27 protein-coding genes, 2 pseudogenes and 1 other annotated feature are annotated in these 26,749 nt (G+C 47.3%); of the genes and pseudogenes, 6 read left to right on the top strand and 23 right to left on the bottom strand.

Annotated features, from left to right (window positions below):
- The first annotated feature begins 159 nt into the window (after positions 1-159).
- Positions 160-543: an RDD family protein gene (locus M1M80_RS01585; protein WP_032732285.1), complete on the top strand. Its 384-nt coding sequence runs from the start codon at positions 160-162 to the stop codon at positions 541-543.
- Positions 544-580: 37 nt separating this feature from the next.
- Here M1M80_RS01585 and estA read toward each other — a convergent pair whose 3' ends face one another.
- On the bottom strand, positions 581-1,219 hold the full coding sequence (gene estA / locus M1M80_RS01580) for a lipase EstA (RefSeq protein ID WP_003241287.1): 639 nt from the start codon (positions 1,217-1,219) through the stop codon (positions 581-583).
- Positions 1,220-1,390: 171 nt separating this feature from the next.
- On the bottom strand, positions 1,391-2,524 hold the full coding sequence (locus M1M80_RS01575; protein WP_060397862.1) for a type II asparaginase: 1,134 nt from the start codon (positions 2,522-2,524) through the stop codon (positions 1,391-1,393).
- 218 nt (positions 2,525-2,742) lie between these two features.
- On the opposite strand from M1M80_RS01575, the gene lmrA reads away from it, so the two are divergent.
- On the top strand, positions 2,743-3,309 hold the full coding sequence (lmrA, locus tag M1M80_RS01570; protein WP_003241293.1) for a transcriptional regulator LmrA: 567 nt from the start codon (positions 2,743-2,745) through the stop codon (positions 3,307-3,309).
- 54 nt (positions 3,310-3,363) lie between these two features.
- Positions 3,364-4,803, top strand: coding sequence for a lincomycin efflux MFS transporter Lmr(B) (gene lmr(B), locus M1M80_RS01565; RefSeq protein ID WP_080030898.1), 1,440 nt, complete (start codon positions 3,364-3,366; stop codon positions 4,801-4,803).
- A 42-nt stretch (positions 4,804-4,845) separates the two neighbouring features.
- On the opposite strand, the gene M1M80_RS01560 is transcribed toward lmr(B), so the two are convergent.
- A complete protein-coding gene (locus M1M80_RS01560) occupies positions 4,846-5,958 on the bottom strand; it encodes an aminotransferase class V-fold PLP-dependent enzyme (protein ID WP_060397861.1) in 1,113 nt (370 codons plus the stop codon).
- Between the two features lie 80 nt (positions 5,959-6,038).
- Between M1M80_RS01560 and pcp the strand changes: the two genes are divergently transcribed.
- A complete protein-coding gene (gene pcp, locus M1M80_RS01555) occupies positions 6,039-6,686 on the top strand; it encodes a pyroglutamyl-peptidase I (protein WP_060397860.1) in 648 nt (215 codons plus the stop codon).
- On the opposite strand, the gene tatC is transcribed toward pcp, so the two are convergent.
- From tatC to M1M80_RS01520, 7 genes and pseudogenes are all read right to left on the bottom strand, one after another.
- The gene (gene tatC / locus M1M80_RS01550) at positions 6,683-7,408 is read right to left on the bottom strand and encodes a twin-arginine translocase subunit TatC (protein ID WP_019257374.1); all 726 of its coding nucleotides are present in this window, start codon (positions 7,406-7,408) and stop codon (positions 6,683-6,685) included. The genes pcp and tatC overlap by 4 nt on opposite strands.
- A gap of 60 nt (positions 7,409-7,468) precedes the next feature.
- Positions 7,469-7,681, bottom strand: a complete 213-nt coding sequence (gene tatAD / locus M1M80_RS01545; RefSeq protein ID WP_003223835.1) for a sec-independent protein translocase protein TatAD — start codon at positions 7,679-7,681, stop codon at positions 7,469-7,471.
- Between the two features lie 13 nt (positions 7,682-7,694).
- Entirely contained in the window at positions 7,695-9,446 is a 1,752-nt protein-coding gene (gene phoD, locus M1M80_RS01540; RefSeq protein WP_060397859.1) for an alkaline phosphatase PhoD, read from the bottom strand.
- 18 nt (positions 9,447-9,464) lie between these two features.
- Positions 9,465-9,641, bottom strand: a pseudogene (locus tag M1M80_RS01535) (hypothetical protein).
- Between the two features lie 79 nt (positions 9,642-9,720).
- A complete protein-coding gene (locus tag M1M80_RS01530; protein ID WP_060397858.1) occupies positions 9,721-10,452 on the bottom strand; it encodes a vWA domain-containing protein in 732 nt (243 codons plus the stop codon).
- 83 nt (positions 10,453-10,535) lie between these two features.
- A complete protein-coding gene (gene cwlJ / locus M1M80_RS01525; RefSeq protein WP_003241308.1) occupies positions 10,536-10,964 on the bottom strand; it encodes a cell wall hydrolase CwlJ in 429 nt (142 codons plus the stop codon).
- Between the two features lie 82 nt (positions 10,965-11,046).
- The gene (locus tag M1M80_RS01520) at positions 11,047-12,285 is read right to left on the bottom strand and encodes a serpin family protein (RefSeq protein ID WP_060397857.1); all 1,239 of its coding nucleotides are present in this window, start codon (positions 12,283-12,285) and stop codon (positions 11,047-11,049) included.
- Between the two features lie 112 nt (positions 12,286-12,397).
- Between M1M80_RS01520 and M1M80_RS01515 the strand changes: the two genes are divergently transcribed.
- Together M1M80_RS01515 and M1M80_RS01510 are read left to right on the top strand one after the other, a co-directional pair.
- Positions 12,398-12,784 carry a YndM family protein gene (locus M1M80_RS01515; RefSeq protein ID WP_014112528.1) on the top strand — a complete coding sequence of 129 codons (387 nt, stop codon included), beginning with the start codon at positions 12,398-12,400 and terminating at the stop codon, positions 12,782-12,784.
- Positions 12,744-12,876 (top strand): annotated as a pseudogene (locus M1M80_RS01510) (hypothetical protein). Before M1M80_RS01515 ends, M1M80_RS01510 begins: the two are co-directional and overlap by 41 nt.
- Here M1M80_RS01510 and M1M80_RS01505 read toward each other — a convergent pair.
- The 13 genes from M1M80_RS01505 to kdgD all read right to left on the bottom strand — a co-directional run bounded on the left by M1M80_RS01505 (position 12,837) and on the right by kdgD (position 26,661).
- Entirely contained in the window at positions 12,837-13,523 is a 687-nt protein-coding gene (locus M1M80_RS01505; RefSeq protein ID WP_080429080.1) for an ABC transporter permease, read from the bottom strand. The pseudogene M1M80_RS01510 and the gene M1M80_RS01505 overlap by 40 nt on opposite strands.
- An 18-nt stretch (positions 13,524-13,541) precedes the next feature.
- Positions 13,542-14,465 carry an ABC transporter ATP-binding protein gene (locus tag M1M80_RS01500; protein WP_060397855.1) on the bottom strand — a complete coding sequence of 308 codons (924 nt, stop codon included), beginning with the start codon at positions 14,463-14,465 and terminating at the stop codon, positions 13,542-13,544.
- Between the two features lie 94 nt (positions 14,466-14,559).
- Entirely contained in the window at positions 14,560-15,495 is a 936-nt protein-coding gene (locus M1M80_RS01495; protein WP_060397854.1) for a HAMP domain-containing histidine kinase, read from the bottom strand.
- A 1-nt stretch (position 15,496) separates the two neighbouring features.
- Positions 15,497-16,177 carry a two-component system response regulator YcbL gene (gene ycbL / locus M1M80_RS01490; protein WP_080010731.1) on the bottom strand — a complete coding sequence of 227 codons (681 nt, stop codon included), beginning with the start codon at positions 16,175-16,177 and terminating at the stop codon, positions 15,497-15,499.
- A gap of 96 nt (positions 16,178-16,273) precedes the next feature.
- On the bottom strand, positions 16,274-17,206 hold the full coding sequence (locus M1M80_RS01485; RefSeq protein WP_060397853.1) for a DMT family transporter: 933 nt from the start codon (positions 17,204-17,206) through the stop codon (positions 16,274-16,276).
- 20 nt (positions 17,207-17,226) lie between these two features.
- Positions 17,227-17,388, bottom strand: coding sequence for a hypothetical protein (locus M1M80_RS01480; RefSeq protein ID WP_003241325.1), 162 nt, complete (start codon positions 17,386-17,388; stop codon positions 17,227-17,229).
- Positions 17,389-17,481: 93 nt separating this feature from the next.
- Positions 17,482-17,728, bottom strand: a binding site (T-box leader).
- A 56-nt stretch (positions 17,729-17,784) separates the two neighbouring features.
- Positions 17,785-18,705 (bottom strand): macrolide 2'-phosphotransferase MphK, encoded by a 921-nt coding sequence (gene mphK / locus M1M80_RS01475; protein ID WP_060397852.1) that lies wholly within the window; start codon positions 18,703-18,705, stop codon positions 17,785-17,787.
- A 277-nt stretch (positions 18,706-18,982) separates the two neighbouring features.
- On the bottom strand, positions 18,983-20,515 hold the full coding sequence (gene garD, locus M1M80_RS01470) for a galactarate dehydratase (RefSeq protein ID WP_060397851.1): 1,533 nt from the start codon (positions 20,513-20,515) through the stop codon (positions 18,983-18,985).
- Between the two features lie 93 nt (positions 20,516-20,608).
- Positions 20,609-21,310, bottom strand: coding sequence for a FadR/GntR family transcriptional regulator (locus M1M80_RS01465; protein WP_060397850.1), 702 nt, complete (start codon positions 21,308-21,310; stop codon positions 20,609-20,611).
- Between the two features lie 69 nt (positions 21,311-21,379).
- Positions 21,380-22,747: a glucarate dehydratase gene (gene gudD / locus M1M80_RS01460; RefSeq protein WP_060397849.1), complete on the bottom strand. Its 1,368-nt coding sequence runs from the start codon at positions 22,745-22,747 to the stop codon at positions 21,380-21,382.
- A 36-nt stretch (positions 22,748-22,783) separates the two neighbouring features.
- Positions 22,784-24,151, bottom strand: coding sequence for a glucarate transporter GudP (gene gudP / locus M1M80_RS01455; protein ID WP_003241335.1), 1,368 nt, complete (start codon positions 24,149-24,151; stop codon positions 22,784-22,786).
- Between the two features lie 84 nt (positions 24,152-24,235).
- Entirely contained in the window at positions 24,236-25,702 is a 1,467-nt protein-coding gene (gene gucD / locus M1M80_RS01450; protein ID WP_060399986.1) for an alpha-ketoglutaric semialdehyde dehydrogenase GucD, read from the bottom strand.
- Between the two features lie 32 nt (positions 25,703-25,734).
- A complete protein-coding gene (kdgD, locus tag M1M80_RS01445) occupies positions 25,735-26,661 on the bottom strand; it encodes a 5-dehydro-4-deoxyglucarate dehydratase (RefSeq protein WP_003241339.1) in 927 nt (308 codons plus the stop codon).
- Positions 26,662-26,749: the final 88 nt, after the last annotated feature.

The raw sequence follows: 26,749 nt of genomic DNA, 5'->3' as shown, positions 1-26,749 counted from the left end.
AAAAAGAATTTGGTAATATGATAAGTTGGCTGATGATGTCAATTTACCTATGACTTTTACACCAACTTTTGTGATTTAAGACTTATAACCTATTCCCACTTTAGGCCCTCTTTTTTACAATGGTTAGGTATTTATGTAAAATTTTAAGGAGTGTTTATGTTGGAACCAGCTGGTTTTATGCTGCGCGCCTGCGCTCTTTTACTTGATGTGATCATTGCCGCAGCAGTGATTTTGGCAGCCGGATTTACGTTTGGCGACGGGTCCGCCGGCGTCATTATTATCGCCATATTGATGCTGCTTGTGTATCCTTTGCTGATGCCGCTGACAAATTGGAGGGGTACACTGGGCAAAAAAATCATCGGGCTGCAAATCGTGCGAGACGAAACATATGAAAAAATATCCGTCCCACAGGCGATTGTCCGTTACCTGATAGCGTGGGTGCATGTGTTCTCCCGCCTGATCTATTTGACAGCCGCATTTACGAAGAAAAAACAAGCCGTTCATGATATGGCTGCGAAAACAATTGTGCTGAAAGCAGAATAACCTTGAAGAATAGCATTCTTCAAGGTTATGTATCTCGTTAGTTCGTATTTTGGCCTCCGCCGTTCAGTCCTTCTTTAATCAAGCTGTTGACTTGGCTGTTCATCAATAAACCGATGTGCCCAACACCATGAATTTGAACGTTTTTAGCACCGTCTAATCTTGATAAATAATTCATGACAATCATATCGGCACTGCTGTAAATGGATGTGTATAAAATCTTTTGATTCGGATCTGTTCCTGGAAGAGCCTTGTTTGTCACCAAACGGTTCGCGCCGCCAAGCGTTACGACATTTTCAATTTTATTTCCGCCGTCCAAATTTTTTATGTAGTAAAGTGTGTTCGCGCCCCCCATGCTGTGAGCGACAATATCCACCTTTTTCGCACCCGTTTCATCCAAAACCTTTTGCACAAATCGTGATAATACCGGGCCATTGTTATAATTCGTGCCTGTCTTGTCCCAAAAATCAACTGCATACAGCTTGTCCCGCGACCAGCCTTGAGACGCCAAATAACTCTTAATTCCCGCAAAATTGAATGACGCTCCTCCAATACCGTGAACCATCACGACTGGATTGTGTTCAGCGGCTTTTGCTGACGGCTGCATCGCAAACAGCGATGTGACTGACAGCATCAAAATTGTTACAAGTGCAATGAACTTACTTTTTACAAATTTCATAATATCCTCCTTTTTTTGTAACAAATTCTTCAATTATATTACGTTGACAAATTAATTAAGTAAAGGGTAATTTTTACTTAATTTTAATGAGATTTTAAGGTTCAGAGGAAATTTTGCTGTTTTTTGATCCTGAAATGCCCAAAAAAAGAAGGCCTATTCGCCTTCTTTTCTTTAATACTCATTGAAATAAGCTTGGATCTTGTGTGGATCGTCTGTTTTGGTGAGCGCCAGCATCAGCAATATCCGTGCTTTTTGCGGGTTTAAAGAGTTCGATGCCAGCAGGTCTTTTTCCGCATAGTCTTGGTTTGGTGTCACGGCACCATTTCCCGTACGGGTTGAGCGCACCACAGTGACGCCTTTTTTGACTGCGCTGACCGCTCCTTTTTCGGCTGCGTCAGATAAAGACCCGTTCCCAGAACCAGCATAGACAATCCCTTTTGCTCCGGCTTTCACAGCCGCGTCAAACAGGTAGCTTCCGTCATTTTGGTATCCGTACATAATATCTACTTGCGGCAGCTGATCAAGATTAGAAACTGAGAAATCGGTATCCTTCGTATGCCTGCGGGTCATTTCATTATTAAAATAGATATCATCAGCTATCGTTCCGACGTATCCCATTTCTTCTGATTTAAATGTATCCGTTGCAGTTGTGTTTGTTTTGGTCACATAGCGGGCTGAGGCAATGCGGTCGTTAAGAACGACGAGCGCCCCTTTTCCTTTTGCCTCAGGTGTGCCTGCCACTTTAACTGCATTGTACAGGTTAGACGGCCCGTCGGCGCTGATGGCTGTGGACGGTCTCATAGAACCGACAACAACAACCGGTTTATCGCTTTTCACAGTGAGGTTCAAAAAATAAGCTGTTTCTTCCAATGTATCCGTTCCATGGGTCACGACGATTCCATCTACATCATCTGAAGCGAGCAATTTATTAATGCGTTTCGCCAGCTTCAGCAATATTTTATTATCAATGTTTGTGCTGCCGACGTTAACAATCTGCTCGCCGCTGACGTTCGCAATGTCCTTCATTTCCGGAACCGCCTCGATCAGTGATTCAACGCCGACGACACCTGATTTATATTCAGTGGTCGAGGTTTTCGATTTATCGGCCCCTGCAATCGTGCCTCCTGTCGCTAAAATTTTAATGTTTGGCCGGTCCTTTTTTCCAGAGGCGGAAGCCGAAGAGACTTTTTGCGTCTGCGGTTTTTCTTTCGGGGATTCTTTTGTTTCAGGAGATTGTGAGCATCCGGTAAAAGCCAGCAATAGTGCGGTAAAAAGAGTGAGTATGAGCAATCGTTGTTTTTTCATCTGTTTCTCTCCTTACGTCCTTATGATGTTTAATGATTGAATATTTTATTTATTCAGTCAAAAAACGTGTCAGCTTTTCTCTCTGCTTTTTTCAAGTTGTCATATACTTCTTTTTTTGTTTTTTCATACAAAGAATTTTTCTTGACAACTGATGGTTGAATCAAGATAATAGACCAGTCACTATATTTTTGATTGCAATTCAGTAAGGTGGGAATGTTATGGGTTATGGAGATTCCCGTGAAAAAATCCTTTCGGCAGCTACCCGGCTTTTTCAGCTGCAAGGGTATTACGGCACGGGGCTGAACCAGATTATAAAGGAAAGCGGAGCGCCTAAAGGTTCTCTTTACTACCATTTTCCGGGCGGTAAAGAACAGCTGGCGATCGAAGCAGTGAATGAGATGAAGGAATATATCCGCCAGAAAATCGCGGACTGCATGGAAGCCTACAACGATCCAGCGGAAGGCATTCAAGCCTTTTTGAAGGAGCTCTCCTGCCAATTTTCATGCACGGAAGACATTGAGGGCTTGCCTGTCGGCTTGCTTGCGGCTGAAACGTCATTAAAAAGCGAACCGTTGCGGGAAGCCTGCCATGAAGCCTACAAAGAGTGGGCCCTAGTGTATGAGGAAAAACTGCGGAAGACAGGCTACAGCGAGAGCCATGCTAAGGAAGCCGGCACCGTAATTAACGCGATGATTGAAGGCGGTATTCTTTTATCTTTGACGGCAAAAAACAGCACACCGCTCCTTCAAATCTCCAACCGCATTCCTGGTCTGCTGAAGAGATAAAAATGACATACTTATACAAGCTGAATGAATACATTCAGCTGACAGAGAGGGGTAATAATTTTGGAAACAGCAGCTAAAGCATCTCAGCAATACAAAGTGATGCCGATTATGATTTCCTTGCTGTTGGCCGGTTTTATCGGCATGTTCAGTGAAACGGCCCTGAACATTGCGTTAACCGATCTTATGAAGGAATTGAACATTACAGCGGCAACCGTTCAATGGTTAACCACAGGCTACCTGCTTGTACTCGGTATCCTCGTTCCTGTATCAGGATTGCTATTGCAGTGGTTCACAACAAGACAGCTTTTTATCGTATCGCTTATCTTTTCTATCATAGGCACGTTGATCGCGGCGCTTGCGCCAAGCTTCTCGTTTTTATTAGCGGCGAGGATCGTTCAGGCACTCGGAACCGGGCTTTTACTGCCGCTGATGTTTAACACGATCTTGGTGATTTTCCCGCCTCATAAACGGGGCGCGGCGATGGGAACGATCGGACTTGTCATTATGTTCGCGCCCGCCATCGGCCCGACTTTCTCCGGATTGGTTCTGGAGCATCTCAACTGGCACTGGATTTTCTGGATCTCTCTTCCGTTCCTGGTGCTGGCGCTTGTTTTCGGTATTGCATACATGCAAAATGTATCTGACATTACAAAGCCGAAAATTGATGTATTGTCTATCATTCTGTCGACGATTGGTTTCGGCGGCATTGTATTTGGATTCAGCAACGCAGGTGAAGGCTCCGGCGGATGGTCCAGCCCGACTGTGATCGTCTCACTGATTGTCGGCGTTGTCGGTCTTATCCTATTTTCAATCCGCCAGCTGACGATGAAGCAGCCGATGATGAACCTCCGTGCATTCAAATATCCGATGTTTATTTTGGGTGTTATTATGGTGTTCATTTGCATGATGGTCATCCTTTCGTCTATGCTGCTTCTGCCGATGTATCTGCAAGGCGGCTTAGTCCTGACGGCATTTGCTTCTGGTCTTATTCTCTTGCCGGGCGGCATTTTAAACGGATTTATGTCCCCCGTTACAGGCCGTTTGTTCGACAAATACGGACCGAAATGGCTTGTCATTCCCGGATTTGTGATTGTTACTGTTGTCCTTTGGTTCTTCTCAAACATCACGACCACTTCAACGGCTGCGTTGATTATCATCCTGCACACTTGCTTGATGATCGGGATCTCTATGATCATGATGCCTGCGCAGACAAATGGTTTAAACCAGCTGCCGCGCGAGTTTTATCCAGACGGCACCGCTATCATGAACACGCTGCAGCAAATGGCGGGCGCTATCGGAACAGCGGTTGCGGTCAGCATTATGGCTGCAGGCCAGCATGATTATATGAGCACAGTCAAAAACCCTGCCGATCCGGCAGTCATCCCGCAGGCTTTGACAGCGGGCGTGCAGCACGCGTTTGTGTTTGCAATGATTGTTGCGATTATCGGTTTAATTGGCGCTTTCTTCTTAAAGCGGGTTAAAGTCGATCATTAATATGAAAAGCCCCTGACCTTGTGTTCAGGGGCTTTTTTATGTTTACATGTGGAGCGCGATTTCCGCGATTTCATCAATCGCATGACGCAATTCATCCTTAGTGTTATAAAAGTGAGGAGCGAGACGGATGACAGTGTCCCGCGGCGCGCAAATCACTTTTTTCTTCCTCAGCAGCGCCGCCGTTTCTGATGCCCGCTCATCCCGAATCGCAACCATGCCCGGCTGCTCTCCCGCTGATGCTATTGCTAGCTGCAGGCCTTTTTCAGCAGCATATTGAACTGCATCGGCACAGATCGTTTTTACATGTTCCCGGATATGAGAAACCCCGATATGATTCAGCAGTGATAAAGCCGCTGCCGCTGCGTATACGCTGATAAAAGCAGGGGTGCCTGTCTGAAAACGCCGCGCGCCTTTCGCATAAGAGGCGCCATCCCCGTTTTCCCGCCCGAACCAAGCAGATGCTTTTGGCTTCAGTGCATCCGCCAGCTCCTTTCTCACATAAAGAAATGCCATGCCCGGTATGCCGAGCAAATACTTTCGGGCGCCTGCCGCCAGTATATCTACGCCCCACGCCTTCACGTCAATGGGAATGTGCCCCGCTGATTGATAAGCATCCACAAATAACAAAGAACCCTTTCTCTTAGCAATGGCGGCGATGGCCTTTACATCCTGAATGCTGCCGTCACGGTAATGAACGTGCGGAACACATGTCAGCACTGTCTCATCCGTAATATGCGTTTCATATTGTTCAAGCGGCAGCTCACCGTCTATTGAAGGGATCACAGATACGTTATAATCGGATTGTGCCTGCAAAATATGAGACACAGCCGGAAAATCCATCTCTGTATACACAACATGCTTCTTTCTGAAAACAGACAAGGATGATACTGCAGAAACCAGCGCATCAGAAACTGACGGCACAATCGCAATTTCATCCGGTTCAGCCCCTATCAGCTTTGCAAACTCGATTCTGGCACTCTCTGTTTTTTCGATCGCTTCATTCCAGTTCGTCCCCATGTACAGCAGGCTGTCATGATAGTCTTTGATCGCCCTTGATACAGGCTCTGCCAACGCGCTCTGTGAGCAGCTGGCAAGCATGGTATGTGTCTGCACGATTGGGAACAGCTGACGATACTCCTGCGGCAAATGCTCCATTGTGATTCACTCCTTTTCATTATTTTGATGAAAAACCCATAAATAAACAATAGAATAAAAGGAAAAAAGGAGATGGGAAGATGAGAAAAAAAGTGCTGATCACAGGCTTCGACCCTTTTGACAAAGAAACCGTCAATCCATCATGGGAAGCGGCGAAACGGCTGAATGGCTTCGAGACGGATGAAGCAATCATCACAGCAGAACAAATTCCGACTGTTTTTAGAACCGCTCTGGACACTCTGCGCCAAGCCATTCAGAAGCATCAGCCGGATATCGTGATTTGTGTCGGCCAAGCCGGAGGGCGAATGCAGGTCACGCCGGAACGGGTGGCGGTCAACCTTGCAGACGCGCGCATCCCTGATAATGAAGGACAGCAGCCGATTGATGAAGAGATTTCTCCTGAAGGGCCCGCCGCTTACTGGACAGGACTTCCCGTTAAACGAATGACTGAAAAAATGAAGGAAAACGGCATTCCAGCCGCGGTTTCCTACACAGCGGGCACATTTGTATGCAACTATTTGTTCTACGGGTTAATGGATTACATTAGCCGTACATCCCCGCACCTTCGCGGCGGGTTTATTCATATCCCTTACATTCCTGAGCAAACCATCGACAAAACAGCGCCGAGCCTCAGTCTGGACATGATTGTCCGAGCGTTAAGGATCGCCGCTGTTATGGCCGCACAGTATGATCAGGATTTGAAATCACCAGGCGGTACGCTGCATTAAGCGGCCGCCGTTTCGCTCGTCAGCCTTTTTTTGTAGACAAACGCCGATAGGGTGACACTTACTTCAAACAGGACAAGCAGCGGGATCATCACAAGAAAATCAGAAATAAAATCAGGCGGTGTAATCAATATGGACACGACGATCAGCAGAAAATAGGACAGCTTTCTCGCTTTGGCCAGCCGGTATGGATTTAAGATGCCCAGCCTTGTTAAAAACATCACCACCAAAGGCATTTCAAACAGAAAGCCGAACGGCAGGCTCAAATTCACCATAAACCTGAAATAGCGGTCAGCCGTAAACATCGTTTCAAAATGGCCGGAAGACAAATGAGTCAAAAAGCTGAGCACGATCGGAAACAAGACGAAGTATCCAAAGGAGATGCCCGCCAAAAACAATGCAAACAACCCGGGTATGTACATGAGTGTCACCCTGCGCTCTGTTTTCGTGAGCGCCGGCGCAACGAAACGCCACAGCTGGTACGCGGCAACAGGGATGGAAGCCGCAATGGCACAAATGCCGGCAAGCATCATATACACCCAGAGGATTTCACTCGGGCCAAGCACAGCCAGCTTTCCGTCCAAATCTCTGATCAGCCAGTCATAAATGTCCTGCACAAACAAAAAAGCCGTGATGAGAAATAGAAGAAATGCCGCGAGGGTCACAATAATCCGGCGGCGAAGTTCTTCTAAATGCCCGATCAAATGGGTTTCTTTTTTATCCATTCAAAAAAGCCCTCCCTTTCATAAAGAAAGAGGCAGACCCGGTGTCTGCCTCATCAGCACTCAGCCCGCGTTTTTGTCCTGCTTTACCGCTGTCAGCTCAGCTGATTTTTCTTCTTTTTCATCACCAGACACAAGTGATTTTGTGGCGCTTTTAAATTCCAGCAGTGTCCGTCCGGCGGCACGCCCGATTTCCGGCAGCTTGGAAGGGCCAAAAATAATGAGGGCGATGACAAAGATCAGAATCAAGCCCGGTATACCAATGTTTGAAAACATGTTTTTTCACTCCTTAATTCGTGATTTTTGCCCGTTTCTTAATCATTTGTTTTTCGTGGGCTTTGTTGTGAGCAAAGAAACGATCCTCCTCGACCTCATCGGATTGCTTCACCCCGCCTTGGATCGTTGTGGATGATACCTTTCTCAACCCGGTTTGGTCTTTCTGATAAACGAATGAAGCACGTGTTGAAATGGCTGCGCCCGGCTCTGTCACAAACGGTATCACCCGGTAATCAGCTTTCCACTGGTGAGGCGTCACTGTACAGCGGACATATCCGCGATAATCGTTAAAGAACTTGATATGCGGATTTTCCTTTAAAATTTGATCAGTATCCGCCCGCTTATCCGCTCCGTTTCCTCCGGATGTGATTGAGGTGCCGACAAATTCAGCTCCGAAAATTTTTGAGCTTGTTTTATTAAAATCGACGTGGAGATTCGATGCCCAGCTTGCGTGTACATCTCCTGTCAGCACGACAACGTTATTTAGATTTTTGCTATTAATGAAATTGACGACCCGTTCGCGCTGAGCCGGGTAGCCGTCCCACGAATCCATGCTGTAGATCGGGCTTGCACTTGTCCCGAAATTCCACTTCGCAAAGAAAATCTGCTGCGCCAGCACATTCCAGTAGGCAGTCGAGCTGCTCAAATTGTTGAAGAGCCACTGCTCCTGTTCTTTTCCTAACAGAGTCCGATTCGGATTGAGTGATTCATCAGAAGGCGGCTTATTGCCGTCGTTATTGGCTTGGTCATCCCTGTACTGGCGGGTATCAAGGACATTGAAGGACGCCAGGTTTCCGTAGTTAAAGTGCCGGTACAGCTGCATATCCGGGCCATTCGGCAGAGAGGAGATGCGGAGCGGCATATGTTCATAGTACGCCTGATACGCAGCCGCACGGCGGAGCACGAATGCTTCAACCGACTGTCCTTTTTCCGGTATTTTATTGGCGTAGTTGTTTTCCACTTCATGGTCATCCCACGTCACAACCCAAGGGAACGCTGCATGAGCAGCTTTTAAATTGGCGTCAGAACGGTATTGGGCATGGCGGTTCCGATAGTCTTGCAGCGTAATGATTTCCGCGCTGCTGTGCGTGCGGACATTGCCTGTTTTTGATACATATTCATTTGGGCCGTATTCATATATGTAATCACCGAGATGGAAGACAAGATCAAGTTTTTCCTTCGCCATATGCTTGTAGGCTGTATAATATCCATGCTCATATTGCTGGCAGGAAGCAAACGCAAAGGTCATTTTCTGCACATTGGCGCCAGGGGCAGGAAGCGTTTTTGTTTTTCCGACAGGGCTTAGTTCATGACCGGTTTTGAAACGGTAATAGTACACTTTGTTCGGTTCAAGCCCGTCCGCTTCCACGTGAATGGAGTGGGCGAGACTTGGTTTGGCCATTTCAGTGCCCTTTCTCACGATCTTGCGGAAATGCTCATCCTTTGCGACCTCCCATTTGACTGGGACCGCCTGATTCGGCATTCCCCCGCCGTTCAGCGGATCTGGCGCCAGGCGCGTCCAAAGCACGACACTGTCAGAAAGCGGATCTCCAGACGCGACCCCTAACGTAAACGGATAGCTCGAGAACTTAGGCGCAGCATTTACTTCAAATGCACCAACTGACTGAGCAATGGTTAATCCAAGAGAAAGTCCTGCAATCTTCCCCGCTCCTTGAATAAATTTGCGGCGGTCAAACGTACTGTTTTGAAAGCTTTCCTCTTTTAGTTTCTGTACCCATTCATCAAAACGACTGTCGTATGCCATTCAAGATCCCCTCTCTTCTCATTGATCGCCTCCATTATAGGGAATCATTGTTAAATAGCTGTGAAGAAGTGTGAACCGATTGTAAGCGCTGAACTACAGAAACAGGTCTTCACTCACAAACCTGCCGCTGAAACATGCCGAAAGCTGGCTAAACGGCGCGTTTTCTGCATATTCTGTCGTTTGCAAGCCGCCCATTCGGACTATTTTTCTTCACATGATCTTAAAAAAACAAAAACACCGAGCCATTTCGCAAAATGACTCAGTGCCGTATCAGTTATTTCAAAAACAATCGGCTGAAAAAGCCCTTCTTTTTCGGCTTTTCAGCAGGAGGCTCTCGATCTCTTACAATTCCTTTTTCCTTCGCTTCTTTCAGCCAAAATGGAAATTCAGTAAGCAGAGCGTCGTAAAGCTCGTCATCAGAAATGCGGTCAATCTCTTCGATATGCAGGAAGTTTGTGTTATCAACTGCACGCCCTTCTAACGTATCCAATGTATTGAGAAAATCGAAGTTTCCGTTTCCGATGCCGACAAACTGCCAAAACACCGGTTTATCAGAGGAAGCTTCAATGATCGGTTTGATCGACTTTTTACAGCCTCCGTCATTGATAAAAACGATGAAAGCGGGATATGAACTCGGTTCCTCCGCAACATATTTGCGCAGCACGTCTATCATGACCGGCGGCTCATCATTTCTGCCGAATTTATGCAAGCGGTCATTATTCAAAATTTCACGATCAACATAGCCTGAAAAATCTTTTTCAGAGACTGGCTTTAATCGGGAGAATTCATTATCATACACCCATACATCCAGCGAGCCGTTATCATCAAACTGATCAGCCACTGCCAAAATCCGTTCCACCACGTTTTGAACGGTCCCGTTTTTGTAGAGTGTTCTCATTGAACCCGTAATATCAAGCACCAGTCCGACACGAGCCGTCACCTTCGTTAATTGCTTTTTCTCCAGTACGATCTTTACGCTTTTCTTTTGCAGGTCGATTGTTGCCATTCTGTCATCTCCGTCAGCTCTTTTTTCTCCATTGTATATCTTTTCAAAGAAAAACACCGTTCAATTTGAACGGCGTCCTGTCTCTAAAATGTGTTATATACATTTTCACACGTTTCCGCTGTCGGCTGATAAAAGCAGTGTGACTTAAATCTGGCCACAAACGGCTGGTTATACCACTGGGATGGACAGTTTCCCTCCGGCCTGAAGTACCACAAACTAAATTTTGCAGGCCAGCGTCTTTCACCGTTTATTGACCGGCGTGCCAGGCTCCGCTCGCTTTCCCGTGCTCTTTGATAAAAATATCCATGAGTTACAGCCTCAAACGCGTGCGGCTGAAAAATCATCTGCCTGATGGTCCGGAGGCCTTTAAAATCTGAGCAATTTGCCCGCAGCCGATTGATTCCCACGTTGCCGACAAGCAGCATCCCCTGCTTGCCTTCACCTTCCGCTTCTGCTCTGAGCAGCCTTGCCAGCAAATCGACATCCGCACTCGTTGCTTTCACGACCGCCATCACGTCACCTCCCCTTGATCTCCCTTCATCATATTTCATTACTTCAAAAGTGATGACGGAGGGACAAGAGAAGTTTTTAAATTTATTCATTCGGATTTGCGACAAAGCCTAAAAACAACAGGCATTTTGTTTGTTCATCTGTGATGACAAAGAAAAATGGGCGATCCGCCGTCAAGGTAACATCTGGCGTGAGTGCGGACTCAACAATTTCAGCTGACGAGGCAGCCGCAGCCTCGGTTCCTGCTTCATCCACCTTGATAAATGTATGGTGATTCACATCATCGATCGAAACACCGCGGCCTTCAGTAAACATGCTGGAAAAGTCAGCATCAGAAAAGACGGATTTCATCCCCATATCGCGAAGAGCATGTTTTACGTTATACTTTCCTTTCAGCGTAAAACGGGGCAGGCTCAGCTCTACTGTTTTTGGCTGAAATGCGCTGTCCCATGCTTTTATGTTTTGATACGTGAAGAGAGACAAGAAAGAAGCCGGCTTTTTCTTCGGCAGAAATAAAGTGAAAGAAAGATGTTGATCTTCATATGGAAGCTTGACTGCTTGGAACAGTTCACTTTCTAGGTATTCGAGGCGTGCAGTCTGCTTCATCATCAGCAGTTTTTTGGCCGATCCGTCAGGCAGAAAAAAATGCTCCTCAGCGGTCACATGCTGGTCAAACGGCAGCGCCCACTTTTCTTGAAAGTAAACGGCGTTTACCAAAAGAGAAACAGCTTCCGGCGAAAGATGATCCACTATGTCGTCAATATGCCCTTTTGTTTGGTGAGCCGTCCACTGATTGATCGAGTCCTCCGCGGTCTGAATATTATCATCCATTTTAAAGATACTGCCGGAGAAGAATTGTTTAATCGTTTGTTTAAAGTCTGGCTTGGCTTCAAGCCTTGTCCATACAGCATTGGCCGTCAGCAGATCACCTTCAGGCAAAGACTCAAACCTTTTCATGAGCGCCAACGATGACTCATTTATGGCGCGATCATGAATGTCCGACAAATTTAGAGCAGCTTTGATTTCTTTTAATGTATCTCCCTCCGCTCCATTTGCAGCCATCAGCAGCACTTGCTGCAAGCTGTATGGGGAGATCAGCAGATTGTCCGTGAATCCGTCTTTATCTGACATGTTTTGAAACAACACGGTTCCGAATATACGCTGCGCTTCAATAAAACCCTCATGAATGTCGTAAGCTTTGTTTTTTGCAGCATCAGATGAAGCAGGTGATTGAGCAGATGATGCCGGTTCTTCAGCAGGTGGTTTGCACCCGCCCCCGAAAAGCATAAACATCAGCAGCACTGTGAACATCTTTCCTTTCATACAAGCGATTCACTTCCTTTACATGGACTGTAAAAACACAATCTAAGGTTTAACTTTCTGCATTTGAGGAATCATACATAACAAATCGAATCACAGAAGGAGGTACTTTGGAATGACACATGTGAAAGCGCTCGCGATTAAAGGTATTATGACGATTATTGTGTTGTATCTAGTGCTTGGTTTGGGCTTTGGTTTCACATTTGGTGATACGCTCTTAATGACGATTGTGTTAGGGGTTATTTCTTATTTGCTGGGCGATCTTTATGTATTGCCGAGATGGAATAATATGATTGCGACGTTAGCTGATTTCGGTCTGGCCTTTCTCGTCATTTGGCTGATGGGCATGCCGCTTTCTATGGGGATGACTGGCGGTGAAGTTGCATTGGCGGCTTTATTCGGCGCGATCGCCATGGCAATCGGTGAATATTGCTTCCACTTCTATATGATGAGCAAAGAGATTGGCAAGAAGCATTATCTTGAAACAAGAACAGATTCATAGTAGAAAGGCCGGTGCTGGCAGCATCGGCCTATTATGATATTGGCGCCTTTGTTTACGCATCCTGCTTGTCTGCGTTCCTGATCGCCATGTAGGAAAAAACCAAACCAAAAGCCGCTAAAGATAATGGGATATAAACAACAGACGAAATGGAGAAACCCGGGCTTGTTGAACTGATGAGCATAACAATCACTACAGACGAAATGATGGTTGCCGGAACCGAGTGTTTACGCATCCCAAAAAAGATGGGAACTAAACTGGTTCCAGCGGCGCCAAAAGCGAAAACCGCCATTTTTATGGCCTGCTGAGAAATGATCTCGGAAGTAAGCTCTCCCGGTATAAAATGGTAGATCGAGTTCAGCCAAAAGAAGCCGGCGGCAATGAGTATGTTCGAAAGTAAAATCGTGATAAACGTCAGTCCGCCCGCAATCATGAGCTTAGCAGTGAGCAGTTTCTTACGGCTGATCGGGTACGTAAACATCACAAGAATGGTTTTGTTTTTATATTCCGAAATCACCAATTTTGCGATCAGCACTGCACCAAAAACGATAAATACCGCTCTGACAAAAGTGCCGATGATGAGAAACGCTTCCTCCATGCTTTGGAACGAAACCCCGCCCTCGGCTTTTTCTGAATAACTGATCAGCCACAAAAAGCCCATGATGATCAGGTTGGCAATGAGGACACCTCTGACATACCAGCCCACCTTCATTTTTCTTAATTCAATTCTGATCAAATTCATCAACGTGTCTCTCCTCCTTTACGCACTGATGCTATTGCCGTTGATCAAGTTGATAAAATAATCCTCCAGCGACGTATACTTTTTGTTCATTGATTCAATGTCTACATCATTTAAAATCAACGCTTTGGATATGGCAGCCTGAGAGGCTTCAGTCTCGTAAATTCGAATCGTTTTCTCATTTAACATTTTAAAGTTAGTTAAATGCAGCTCTTTCTCCAGCACAAAGCAGGCCTTTGTCTGATTCGGCGTGACAAGCTCGATATATTCAGTGTTCTGGCCTCTGACATCTTCCATTGACACCTCTTCAAGCAGCCTGCCGTCCCGAATGACACCGATCGTGTCCGCAATTTGTTCGATTTCACTCAGCAAGTGGCTTGAGATCAGCAGCGTCATACCGTACTCTTTGCTCAGCACTTGAAACAGTTGCCTGATCTTTTTAATGCCGATAGGGTCAAGACCATTCACCGGCTCATCCAAAATGAGCAGGTCCGGCTTCGTGAGGATGGCACGCGCAATCCCAAGGCGCTGCTTCATACCGAGCGAAAATGTTTTGACGGGCTTCTTGTCGATTTGTTTTAAATTCACCATATCCAGCACTTCTTGAATGGCTTTTTTATTGTAGTACCCCATGTATTCACAATGCAGATCTAAATTTTCTGCAGCTGACAGGTTTTCATAAAAAATCGGATATTCAATCATGCTGCCGATGTTCCCCAGCACCTCGTATGACGTGTGGGTGAGCTTATTTCCTAGGATGCTGATTTCACCGCTTGTCGGTTTGACAAGGCTCGTCAGCATTTTCATAATGGTTGTTTTCCCTGCTCCGTTTGGGCCGAGAAATCCATAGATTTCGCCTTTTTTAATATGCATGCTGACATTGGAGACGACTTCTTTGCCCTCATACGTTTTGGTCAGTCCGTTTGTTTGTACGATATAAGTCAACTTTGTTTCTCCTTCCCGCTCTTTTCCTGTTTTCTATTGTAGAGGCGGGCCCTGTCATTTTTATTTCTCAAATCTTAAGAAATTCTTACGTTTGTTAATATGTCATGCGTTTCAATGTGATCGTAAATGCAGTCCGTTCGTACGGCTTGCTTTGAACGGATATGGCGCCTCCCATTTTTTCTGTAAGCCGTTTCGTGATGGTTAAACCGAGACCGCTTCCTTGAAATGCTTTATTTCTTGATTCTTCAAGTGTGTACAGCCTCTCAAACACACGCTGCTGATCGGTTTCACTGATCCCTTTTCCCCGATCCCATACGGTGACGGCGATGTTCGTTTCATCATACGACAGCGTCATGCCGATAAACTTACCGGCCGCGCCATATTGAATCGCATTGGATAATAGGTTTTGCAGGATTCTGTCCAATGCCTCTTCATTCGCCTGCGCATACACCGGCGTATCCGGGATTTCGATGGCTGCTTGAAAGCCTTTTGACTGAACAGTGTCATAATAGTGCAGGATATTTCGTTTGCATATGTCGTTCATATGTATTTTGGTGATCGGGATGTCTTTATCTTCAGATTCTAATTTGGCTAAATCAAAAAAGGAGTTGATCATTTGAATGAGTTCATTTGTTTTCTGGCGGAGCTTCCCCAGCAATCTTTCCCGCTCTTCGTCCGGCATGTCCGGGTCACTTTGAATCGTTTCGATATAGCCAAGAATGACCGTTAACGGCGTTTTAAGATCGTGCGACATGTTGGTCAGCATCCGCTTCATGGAGTGCTCTGTTTTGGCAAACCGAGCGCTGATCTGCTGACGATTCTCAACGAAAAGGTTGATGTTAACAAGCAGGTCTTTGAGTACCTGATCGTCTGTATGAAGCAAAATTTGCCCTGCCGAATCCCGGTTGAGCATGGCGCCAAGCTGTTCTGCCATGTACGCCAGATTCTCGTCCCGTTTTTTTTTCATCATGAATTGAATCACATTCAGACACGCCAGAACGATGACAGCGGCCATCCATAACACTGTCATTCTAAAACTCTCCTAATTTATAACCGATGCCCCATAACGTTTTAATGTATTGTGGAGAAGAGGGGTCATCTTCAATCTTTTCTCTGAGCCGCCGCATATGTACGTTAATGATATTTTGATCGTCAAAGTACTCGTTATTCCAGACGGAACGGTAGATTTGTTCTTTCGTAAACACTTTTTTAGGATTTGCCGCAAATAGGCACAGCAGCTGCCATTCTGTTGACGTCAGCTGAAGCGGCTTCCCATTTTTCATAACTGAGACATTGTCTATATCTATCGTAAGCTGGTGAATCCGGATCACCTTATTCTCAGCCGGTTCCTCCGCCGAATATTGCGTCGCCCGCCGTATCGCGGCTTTTACTCTGGCTGTCAGCTCAATCATCGAAAACGGTTTGGCGATATAATCATCCGCCCCAAATCCCAGTCCCAATGCCTTGTCCACATCTCCGTCTTTTGCCGAAATCATTAAAACCGGAACGTTGCTTTTTTCCCGGATGATTTTCAGAAAATCCATGCCGTTCAGCTTCGGGAGCATGATATCAAGCAAAATCAAATCGTATGAATCCTGCTGAAACAGCCGGATGCCTTCTTCACCGTCGAAGGCATGTACCATCTCAAAGCCTTCTTTTGTTAAATAATGATCCACCATTTCACTGATTGAATGGTCGTCTTCTACTAGCAATATGCGCTGCATCTTCTCACCTAACCTTTGCAAAATCAAAAAACACACACGTGATTACACTTATTGTAATTGAAAAACGTGTGTGTTTTACAAAAATTATTCATTTTTACCTGTTTTCAGTTTTCTATATTCCATGCCCGTTATAACAATAAATACGGCTGCGCATCCAATGGTTTGAGTAAGCTGGAGCCGCTCACCGAGAAATAAGGCTCCAAAGAAAATTGTCAGGACAGGCCCTGCCATTGAAATAGTGGCAGCTCGCAGTGCCCCGATTCGTTTTATGCCCTCAAGCATCAGCACAAATGGAATCACAGTGGAGACGACTGCGATGAACACAAACAAACCGTACACAGCAACCGGATATGCTGTCATTGGCGTATTCATGCCGATCGCCGCCTTTATGCCTGTGTAAAGCATCATGACCGCTCCGGCTGCTGTCATCCCGTAAGCATTGAGTCGGATGCCGCCGATTTGATGGACGAGACGCCCGGAAAGGACAAGATAACCTGCATAAACGGCCGAGGATAACAAAATGAATACAGATCCAATCATATTCGCCTGAAAAAGCTCAGCATTCCAGCCGCCGAGCGCAAAGAAAAAACCGATCATGACCATCAGCGCTGCGAAAAGGTCTTGGATGGAAACCATTTTCCGGTCACGACACGCGTTGAATCCGATCATAAACACCGGATAGCTCATCAGCAAAATACGCTCAACCATTGCGGATACATGGTTCAGCCCGATAAAATCAAACAAGGGAGACAGAAAAAAACAAAACACTCCCGCGACACACGCCCTCCATAGATCCCCTTTTTTCATACCGTCTGGGATTGGCGGACGGTATAACAAAAAAATCAGCCAAAACAGCGGAACAGCAAACAGCTGCCTGTATAACAATACCGCGTCTGGCTCAGCACCCATTTCATATGCGCATTTAATCCAAATCGACTTAGATGCAAAACAAACCGTTCCGATCAGCAAAAAAACCGTCCCTGCCGATGCCTTGCGAATCTGCTCTTCTAATCTCATCTCAGCTCAGTTTTTCTCCTTTACTTGTTCAAATGCTTTTGTATAAAATCCAGAAGCGTATTTCCTTGAGCCGTCAGAATGACACCCTTCCCGCCGCAAGCTGGACATGGGCTGCCTTCGATTTCTCCTGCTCTTTCACACTCAGGGCATGCGACCTCAAGATCATCAGTTGCAATGACCATTTGACATCCTCCTTTCCTATTTTCTGTTATGCACCACCAGCCATCATCCATTGGCCGTCACCTCCTTTAAGACACAAAAAACCCCCGTCCTATGCAAAGGACGAGGGTCTCGCGGTACCACCTTTATTAACAGCTATACGCCGTTCACTCTCAGTACAGAAAACATCCGTTTCGATACTCCTCTCTTGGTAACGGGGAGAGAATCCCGGCATCGCCTACTATCCGTTCAGCAAAGCAATTCAGAAGCCCATTCGGCATCAGGGGAGGGTCGGTTCACACCTGCCACCGACTCTCTGAACCTCCACACTGATACGTACTTACTCTTCCTCACGATTGTTGATCCGTTCTTTTGTTAGTAAAATTTATAATACTCGGTTAATTTAAAGAAGTCAATTCTTAATCCGATTTTACGCCGAGTGCTTCCAGCGCCATATTGATGTGCTCCTCCTGCTGTGTCTGCAGAGCAAACTTGGCAACTTCCAGCGGATATGCCGCCTGCATCTCTGCGATGTGTTCCTGCATTTTTGCCCATATGCGGCCGCCTGCTTGACTATAGTATTCAAGCAAACGGGCGGTTTCCTCTTCCCCAAACAGCATTTGATAAAAGATAAAATCTTTTGCCGGATCAGCGACTTTGGATTCTGTCCAATCCAGAAGGCCTGTGACATGTTCGTTTTGGCCAATCAAAATATGCGCCGGGTGGAGATCGCCGTGTATCAGTGCGGAAAATCCCGGCCAATATGCATCATCATTTATCCACGTTTGCCATCTTTGCCAAAGCTGTTCAGACACTCCAAGCTTGTTCTTTACGTCATCCATAGATTCAACTGTGTTTCGCCTGACTTCTTCCGGACTCATCACTTTTATACCGGATTGGCAAGCGTCTGCTGGGTTCACTCCATGTAATTCAGCCAGTATCTCGGCAAGTGTCCGTATAAAATGGTCTGACGGCGGCTGATGATTCATATTCCATACATACTGTTTCTGTTCCAAATCAATCCCAGCAGCTGGCGTTCCTTTTAACATTGGGTAAGCAATCAATTCAGGTGTATGAATTTTCCAATCTGGCACATCAGCTGTAAGAACCGTGCGGAGAAAGGCAAGCGTTCTGCCTTCTGAAGCTGCTCTTTCAACAACATCACTTCGCCGCGGTTTTCGCAGCACCCATGGCATACCTGTATCGTCCTCTACGAATACAACTTGAAAATCCATTCCAGTTTCATTTAATTTCGCGTTTTCAGAGTGAACCGCCAAACCTTGATTGCGTGCAAGCGCGACAGTCTCTGTGATCAGCTGCATGTCGTTCTGGTTTGTCATCTCTTTTCCCCTTTCTCATGCTCCGCCTGTCGTTAGAGAGAAGGGATGTTTTGAAGACGCAAAAAAGAGGGCAGCATTGCCACCCTCTTTTTATTACGATATAAGGGCTTATACATAGGCAGATCCATCCCGATTCTCCGCATTCAGGCGAGAGTCGTTCACTATTGAATTCGTGTCAATCGGAATCTAATGAATGCCATGCTGTAACCCCTCCGTTCTTTGTACGTCGATTTCCATTTTACATCATATTCCAAATTTGATCTACTAGAACAATGAATCAAGTCACTGGAGCAGGATTAAACAAGCACAAATCATTATGAAGGCCCCAACGGTCCGCCCACGTTTGTTTGCGGCCGCTTGCCACATCCAGAATCGTCCTGAAGATCTCCCAGCCTACGTCTTCAATACTGGCCTCCCCTGTTGCGATTCGCCCGGCATTGATATCGATTAAATCCGCCCAATGCTCTGATAATGAATGCCGTGTCGATACTTTCAGCACCGGTGCAGCGGACAAGCCGTACGGTGTTCCTCTTCCTGTTGTAAAGACTTGGAGATTCATGCCCGCCGCCAGCTGCAGGGTACCGCACACAAAATCGCTTGCCGGTGTCGCCGCGAACAGCAGGCCTTTTTGGTCTGCCTTTTCACCTGGGCCGAGCACGCCGGAGATGGGGCTTGTGCCTGATTTCGCTACCGAGCCTAACGCTTTTTCCACCACATTGGATAATCCGCCTTTTTTATTGCCTGGCGATGGGTTCGCGCTTCGGTCTGCTTCCCCCCGCCGGAGATAGCAGTCATACCACTTCATCTCTTCGATCAGCGAATGTCCGACCTCTTCACTGACAGCCCGAGGCGTTAATAAATGAATTGCATCCCGCACCTCTGTCACTTCAGAAAACAAAACCGTTGCCCCTGCGCGAACCAATAAATCAGCCGCATACCCCACCGCAGGATTCGCCGTCACGCCGGAAAACGCATCACTGCCGCCGCATTGCAGGCCGATGACCAGATCAGAAGCAGGGCAGGTCACACGGGTTCTGCTGTTTAGCCTGATTAGCCGTTCCTCCGCCATTTCCAAAATGGATTGAATCATCGCCGCAAAACCTTTGTGATCTTGGAGTGATAGGATATCATCATGATTCCGAGGCGCAATTCTTGCCGGGAGGAGCTTTTCACATCCCAATCCGATCACCATCACTTCCCCGCCGAAGTTCGGGTGTTTCGCCAGATTTTGAATCGTGCGAATCGGAATGACAGCGTCCGGCGCATTGATGGCCACACCGCATCCGTATTGATGATGCAGCGGCACGACATTATCGACATTTGGATATTTCGGCAGCAGCTCTTCTTTTATCCGTTTGACCGCATAATCCAAAACGCCAACGACACATTGAACACTTGTGGTGATACCGAGTATATTTTTCGTCCCGGCACTGCCGTCCGCATTCCGATACCCTTCAAACGTGTATCCTTCAAGAGGCGGCAGCGGTTTGGGCACTCTGTTTGCGAGAGGAAGATCGTCTAAAGCCGGAGGAGCGGGCATTCTTACCAGGGCTTCCCGAATCCAGCTCCCGCGTTTGATCGTCTCATCAGCAAATCCGATCACCTCTCCGTAACGCACAATCTCATCCCCTTGATTGAGATCGGTTAAGGCGACCTTATGGCCTTGAGGGACATCCTCTTCAAGTACGAGCCCGCATGAAAACACAGTGCCTTTTGGCAGCCCTCCATCATTGACAATAATCGCCGTGTTATCTGTTTCATTCACTTTGATGTAAAGGGGCGCTTGGTTCTGCCTGAGGTTCATCGCCATAAGAAAATCACTCCTCATATCATAGTAAGCGTTTTCGAAATCGGTTCAAAAATAGCCGCAGATCTTACGTTTCAACTGCGGCTGTCTCAACAATTATTGATCATCCATGCCCTTCAAAATTTTGTCACGGACAAATTTCAGATGCTCATACATATGGTAATGCGCTTTGTAAGGGTCTCTTTTAGCAAGAGCGTCGTAGATTTTTTTATGATATTCGACCGTTACATCCCTCTCCCTGTACGGAATCTGGCTGTCAATTTTCGCATGGGTGATCAGCAGGGATTGAATCATCCCTTCGACAACTGGATTATTGGCACTTAATACTATAATTCGATGGAATTCTTTATCTGCTTCACCATAAAGATTGTCAGTGCTGTTGGCGATGTCGTCGATCGTTTTCTGCAAACGCTGAAGCTCGTCCTCATTGATCTTTTCCGCGGCAATCGTCACGAGTCCGAGTTCTAACGCCATCCGCGCTTCAATGATCGCCGGAAGATTATCAGTCGCCAAGGCAAGCATGACGGAAAATGGCTGCATGCCGATTTTATCGTTGAAATACGTGCCGCCGCGGGTTTTTCTCGTAATCACACCAAGTGTTTCTAGTGAACTCAGCGCCTCCCGAAGCACGGGCCTGCTGACATGCAAAATGTCCATCAGTTCCATTTCTGTCGGCAATTTGTCTCCGGCCTTTAACTGTCCGCTCGACAATAAATGGACAATCCGTTCAATGACCTGCTTGGCTAATGTTTTCCGATTGACTGTATCGACTTTCAGATCTTCTAAACCTTCGTACACGAACAACTCTCCCTTCAGTTGTTCAATTGTAAGACAAAATAGCCGGTATGACAATATTTACAATCAAACTTATCGCACAAGACACGGGCGTTTCCGGTCGAACTCCCAGTTGCTGATCAGAAACTGCATAGGGATCGCGTCATTCCGCGCGCCTAAATTCATTTTTCGATAGAGGTCATGCGCTTTTTCGACTTGTTCCATATCAATGTCGACGCCAAGACCGGGCTTATTTGGCACCTTGACACAGCCATCAGCAATCTCAAAAGGCTGTTTCGTTAAACGCTGCCCGTCCTGCCAGATCCAATGGGTATCAATCGCCGTGATGCGCCCCGGAGCCGCTGCTGCTACATGGGTAAACATCGCAAGGGAGATATCAAAGTGGTTGTTGGAGTGGGAGCCCCATGTCAAACCCCAATCATGGCACATTTGCGCAACCCGCACCGAACCCTGCATCGTCCAGAAATGAGGATCAGCCAGTGGGATATCCACCGCATGAAGCTGAATCGCGTGACCCATTTCCCGCCAGTCGGTCGCAATCATATTTGTCGCGGTCGGGAGCCCTGTCGCGCGGCGGAATTCAGCCATCACTTCACGGGCGGAGTAGCCATTCTCATCTCCGCACGGGTCTTCCGCATACGCGAGCACATCATGCTTTCCTTTGCATAATGCAATGGCTTCCTCTAATGACCACGCCCCGTTCGGATCAAGGGTGATCCTTGCCTCTGGAAAACGTTTTGATAATGCGGTGACAGCTTCGATTTCATCCTCTCCTGACAGCACCCCGCCTTTCAGCTTGAAATCCTGAAAGCCGTAGCGCTCCTGTGCGGATTCGGCAAGACGTACTATTGCCTCCGGCGTCAGCGCTTCCTCATGGCGGAGACGGAACCACGCACAATCTGACTGCTCATCACTTTGATACGGCAAGGTCGTCCGCTTTCGGTCGCCAATGTAAAAGAGGTAGCCGAGCATTTTCACTTCATCACGCTGCTTCCCTTCGCCCAGCAAGGCCGCGACCGGTTCCTGAAGAAACTTTCCAAGCAAATCTAACAAAGCCGCTTCCAGCGCTGTAACGGCGTGGACTGTGGTGCGCAAATCAAACGTCTGGATTCCTCGTCCTCCCCTGTCCTGATCGGCAAACTGCTTTCTGACCGTTTGCAATATCGACTGGTACGCGCCAATGGATTTTCCGATAACAAGCGGCTCTGCCAGTTCCAGTGTGCGGCGGATATGTTCACCGCCAGGCACCTCGCCGACTCCCTGATTTCCGCTGCTGTCGGTTAAGATCACGATATTCCGGGTGAAAAACGGGCTGTGTGCGCCGCTCAGATTCAGCAGCATGCTGTCATGTCCCGCAACAGGGATCACCTTCATCTCACGAATTGAAGGAATATTCGCTCTCTTTTCCTTTTGAACCTGCTCTTGTATTGGTGAACTCATGTTTTCTCCTCCTTATATAAAGCGCTTTCATAAATATTAGACAGGCAATGATTGATCGGGGTCTTGCTCTTGTTTCTTTAACACGACCCGTTTGATCGGCCCGACCAACAGCAAGTAGCTGAGGATCGCCGCAATCGCGTTAGCACCGACAAACACGAGCGCGCCATTAAAAGATCCTGTTGCATTCACGATGTAGCCGATAATAATCGGTGTGGTAATCGAGGCGATATTTCCGAAAGTGTTGAACAAACCGCCGCTTAATCCTGCACACTCTTTCGGAGACGTGTCCGACACGACAGCCCATCCCAGTGCGCCGAAGCCTTTTCCGAAAAACGCTAGTGACATAATAACAACGACGAGCCACGCTGAATCCGTGTAGTTGCAGACAATCATACTGCAAGACAGCAGCATGCCGATAATGATCGGCACTTTTCTTGCAAAGGTGAGCGAACGGCCTTTTTTGAGTAGAATGTCTGACACAATGCCCCCAAGCACACCGCCGGCAAAACCGCACAGCGCCGGCAGGGAAGCGACAAACCCTGCTTCAAGGATGGACATGCCGCGGGCTTGAACCAAATATACCGGAAACCATGTGAGAAAGAAATAGGTGAGAGTTGTAATGCAATATTGCGCGATGTACACGCCAATCAGCATGCGGTTCGTTAACAGCTGTTTGATATAAGGCCATTTCGATTCTGTTTCTTGCTTGCTTTTGCTGTCATCCATGGAAATCAGCCCGCCGCCCTGTTCGATATAAGCAAGCTCAGCTTCGTTGACCTTCGGATGTTTTTTCGGTTCATACACCGTTTTTAGCCAGATGACAGCCAGAAGAATGCCAGCGGCACCCATGACAACGAAGACGGAATGCCAGCCGAAAGAGTGGGTGAGCCAGCCCATTAAAGGAGAAAAAATGACGATTGCGAAGTATTGAGCTGAATTAAAAAAGGCTGAAGCTGTCCCGCGCTCGGAGCTTGGGAACCATGAGGCAACAACTCTGCCGTTTCCAGGAAATGAAGGCGCTTCGGACAAGCCTACCAGAAAACGCAGTGCAAACAGCAGGATAATCGCTGTGCCGGCGGAGAAAAAACCAATCGCCCCTTGTAGCAGCGTAAAAAACGACCAGAAAAAGATGCTTAATGCAATAACAGTCTTTGAACCAAAACGGTCCAGCAGCCAGCCGCCCGGAAGCTGCCCGATGACATAGGCCCAGCCAAAAGCAGAAAAGACATAGCCCATAGCGACCGAGTCCAATCCCAGATCATGCTGGACGGAATCTCCGGTGATGGAAAGCGTAGCCCGATCCGCGTAGTTAATAGAGGTCACAAGAAACAGCATAAAAACGATGAACCAGCGTACAGACGTTTTTTTGCCCGCCGGTGAAACATTCGCATAGTCTTTTTTCATAGTATCTTCTCCTTTTCAAAGTAGAGAATCATATGCTGGCTGTGATAAAGCTGGGAAAGAGACGTCCGCCTCTTTCCAGCACCATTACGGCTTCACAAAAACGGTTTTGATCGCAGTGAAAAAGTCCTTCGCCGCCTCACCCTGTTCGCGGGAGTGGGAGCTCGACTGCTTCATGCCGCCAAAAGGCGCCTGAAGCTCAACACCCGCGCTTTCCGCGTTAATCCGGACTAGCCCGGCGTCAATTTCATCAACGAATGAAAGCATTCGGCCGATGTTTTGCGTGAAAATGGATGCACTTAAGCCGAACTTCACATCATTGGCGATGTCCAGCGCCTCCTCCATCGAGTCCACCTTGATCAAGGCGATCACCGGGCCGAAAATCTCCTCTTGGGCAATCGTCATCTCAGATGTCACATTGTCAAAGATGGCAGGCTGAACATAATAGCCGTTTTGATACTTTCCATCCTCCAGCTTTTCTCCTCCGATCAAAAGGGAAGCGCCCTCCTGTTTGCCTTTCTCAATGTACGACAGGCAATTATCAAGCTGATTCTTGCTGGCGATCGGTCCCATCCAGACATCCTCTTTTAAGCTGTCTCCGATCGTAATATCCTTTGTACGCTGGAGCAGTTTTTCTTTAAAGCGCTCGTAAATTCCGCTTTGCACGATGACGCGGCTTGTCGCGGTGCACTTCTGGCCGGTTGAACGGAAGGCACCCGTAATGACAGCTTCGGCCGCAGCTTCAAGGTCAGCGTCATCGGCTACGATGACCGGGTTTTTGCCGCCCATTTCAAGCTGGTATTTGGCTCCTCTCGCAAAAGCGGCCTGCCCGATGATTTTTCCGACTTGATTGGAACCGGTAAACGTAACAGCATTTACCCCATCATGCTCAGCAAGCCCCTGCCCGACAACAGAACCTGGGCCTGTCACCAAATTGATGACTCCTGCCGGGAGCCCCGCTTCTTCAAAGCAAGCAATGATTTTCGCGCATGTCACGGCTGTTTCTGTCGCCGGTTTGATGACAACGGTATTGCCGTACACCAATGCCGGGGCCATTTTCCAAATCGGAATCGCCACCGGGAAGTTCCACGGAGAAATCACGCCAACCACACCGAGCGGGACACGGGTGGTGAACATGAGCGCATCTTTGTCAGTAGACGGAATAACGTCACCCGTTTTGCGCATGCCTTCTCCGGCGTAATAGCGAAGAATGGCAATCCCGCGGGCTGTTTCCCCTTTCGCTTCCGGCAGTGTTTTTCCCATCTCACGTGTTGCGCAGGCGGCGATGTCTTCCAAGCGCTGCTCCATAATATCCGCTGTTTTGTATAAAAATTGGCCCCGCTCGGCCCCCGTCAGCTTTCTCCAAGCCGTTTTGGCTTCATTGGCGGCGGCGACAGCCCGTTCCACATCTTCAGCTGTTGAATTCTGTACATAGCCGACAATATCGTTTACATCCGCAGGGTTTACAACCTTGACCATATCGCCTGATTGAGACTTAACCCACTCTCCGTTAATAAAGTTGAGATACGTGTTTTGTTCCGTGATCACAGACATGCCCATTGCCCCTTTCATATTTTTTCTGTTCATCAAACCGTCGCGGCTTTTTTCGGAAAACGATCCGCCGCCTGCTTCAGAATCGCTTCTAATTGCTGATAGTGATCTTTTTCAACCGGACCGACAGGCGGTCTGGCTGTGTTTCTCACATTCAATCCCATGATCTCCATGCCCGCTTTAATCAAAGATACGGCATATCCTTTTCGTTGTTTGCGAATGTCGTTGATCGGGAGAATCACATGCTGATAGAGCTCCTTCACAAGCTCGTCGTTTCCATTTTTCAATGCATCATAGAACATCCGGGAAATATGCGGAATATAATTTGAAATCGCTGAGGAATAGGAGTGAAACCCGATCGGCAGGTAAGCTGGCATCGTCACTTCAGCCATCGGCATTCCGTTGAGCCATCCTAAGCGGTCGCCGAGCGTATAGACGAGGTTAATATTCAAATCCATGTTCCCCACCCCGTCCTTCACACCGACAAGCTGTTCACATTCGGTCAGCCGCTTGATCTGTTCAAGAGAGAGAACCGCGTTATCGCGCTGATAAAGAATCGCATTCAAATCGGTGCTTTCAATAATCGTTTTCGCATACTGATACAGCCCCTCCTGTTCGCCATGCACCAAATACGGAGGCAGGATCAAATACCCGTCGGCGCCTTTTTTCTCCGACAGCTGCGCCCAGTCCAGCGCTGTGCTGAGGTTGCCGCCCACCCCCGTGTAAACCGGCACCTTTCCTCCGGCTGCCGAGACTGCGACTTCCACCATTTGCTCGTATTCTTTTTGGCTGAGAGATTGAAATTCACCAGACCCGCAAGCGATAAAAATCGCTTCCAAGCCTTCTTCCAGCAAAAATTCAATGTTTTGAAAAAGAGCTTCTTCCTCCAGTTTTCCTTGTGTATTAAAAGGTGCAACCGGAAAACCTAAAATTCCAGCGGGTGCTTTTCTGATACGGCTCATCAACATAACCTCCTGTTATTTGGATATACAGCCCCTGACTGAAAGCGCTTTTATTATTTTTTCTTTCGTATCCGCTCCTTCCCTATAT

It is taken from the genome of Bacillus inaquosorum (assembly GCF_023238325.1).
Classification (GTDB): Bacteria; Bacillota; Bacilli; order Bacillales; family Bacillaceae; genus Bacillus; species Bacillus inaquosorum.
This window is presented reverse-complemented; position numbering and strand designations above follow the sequence as displayed.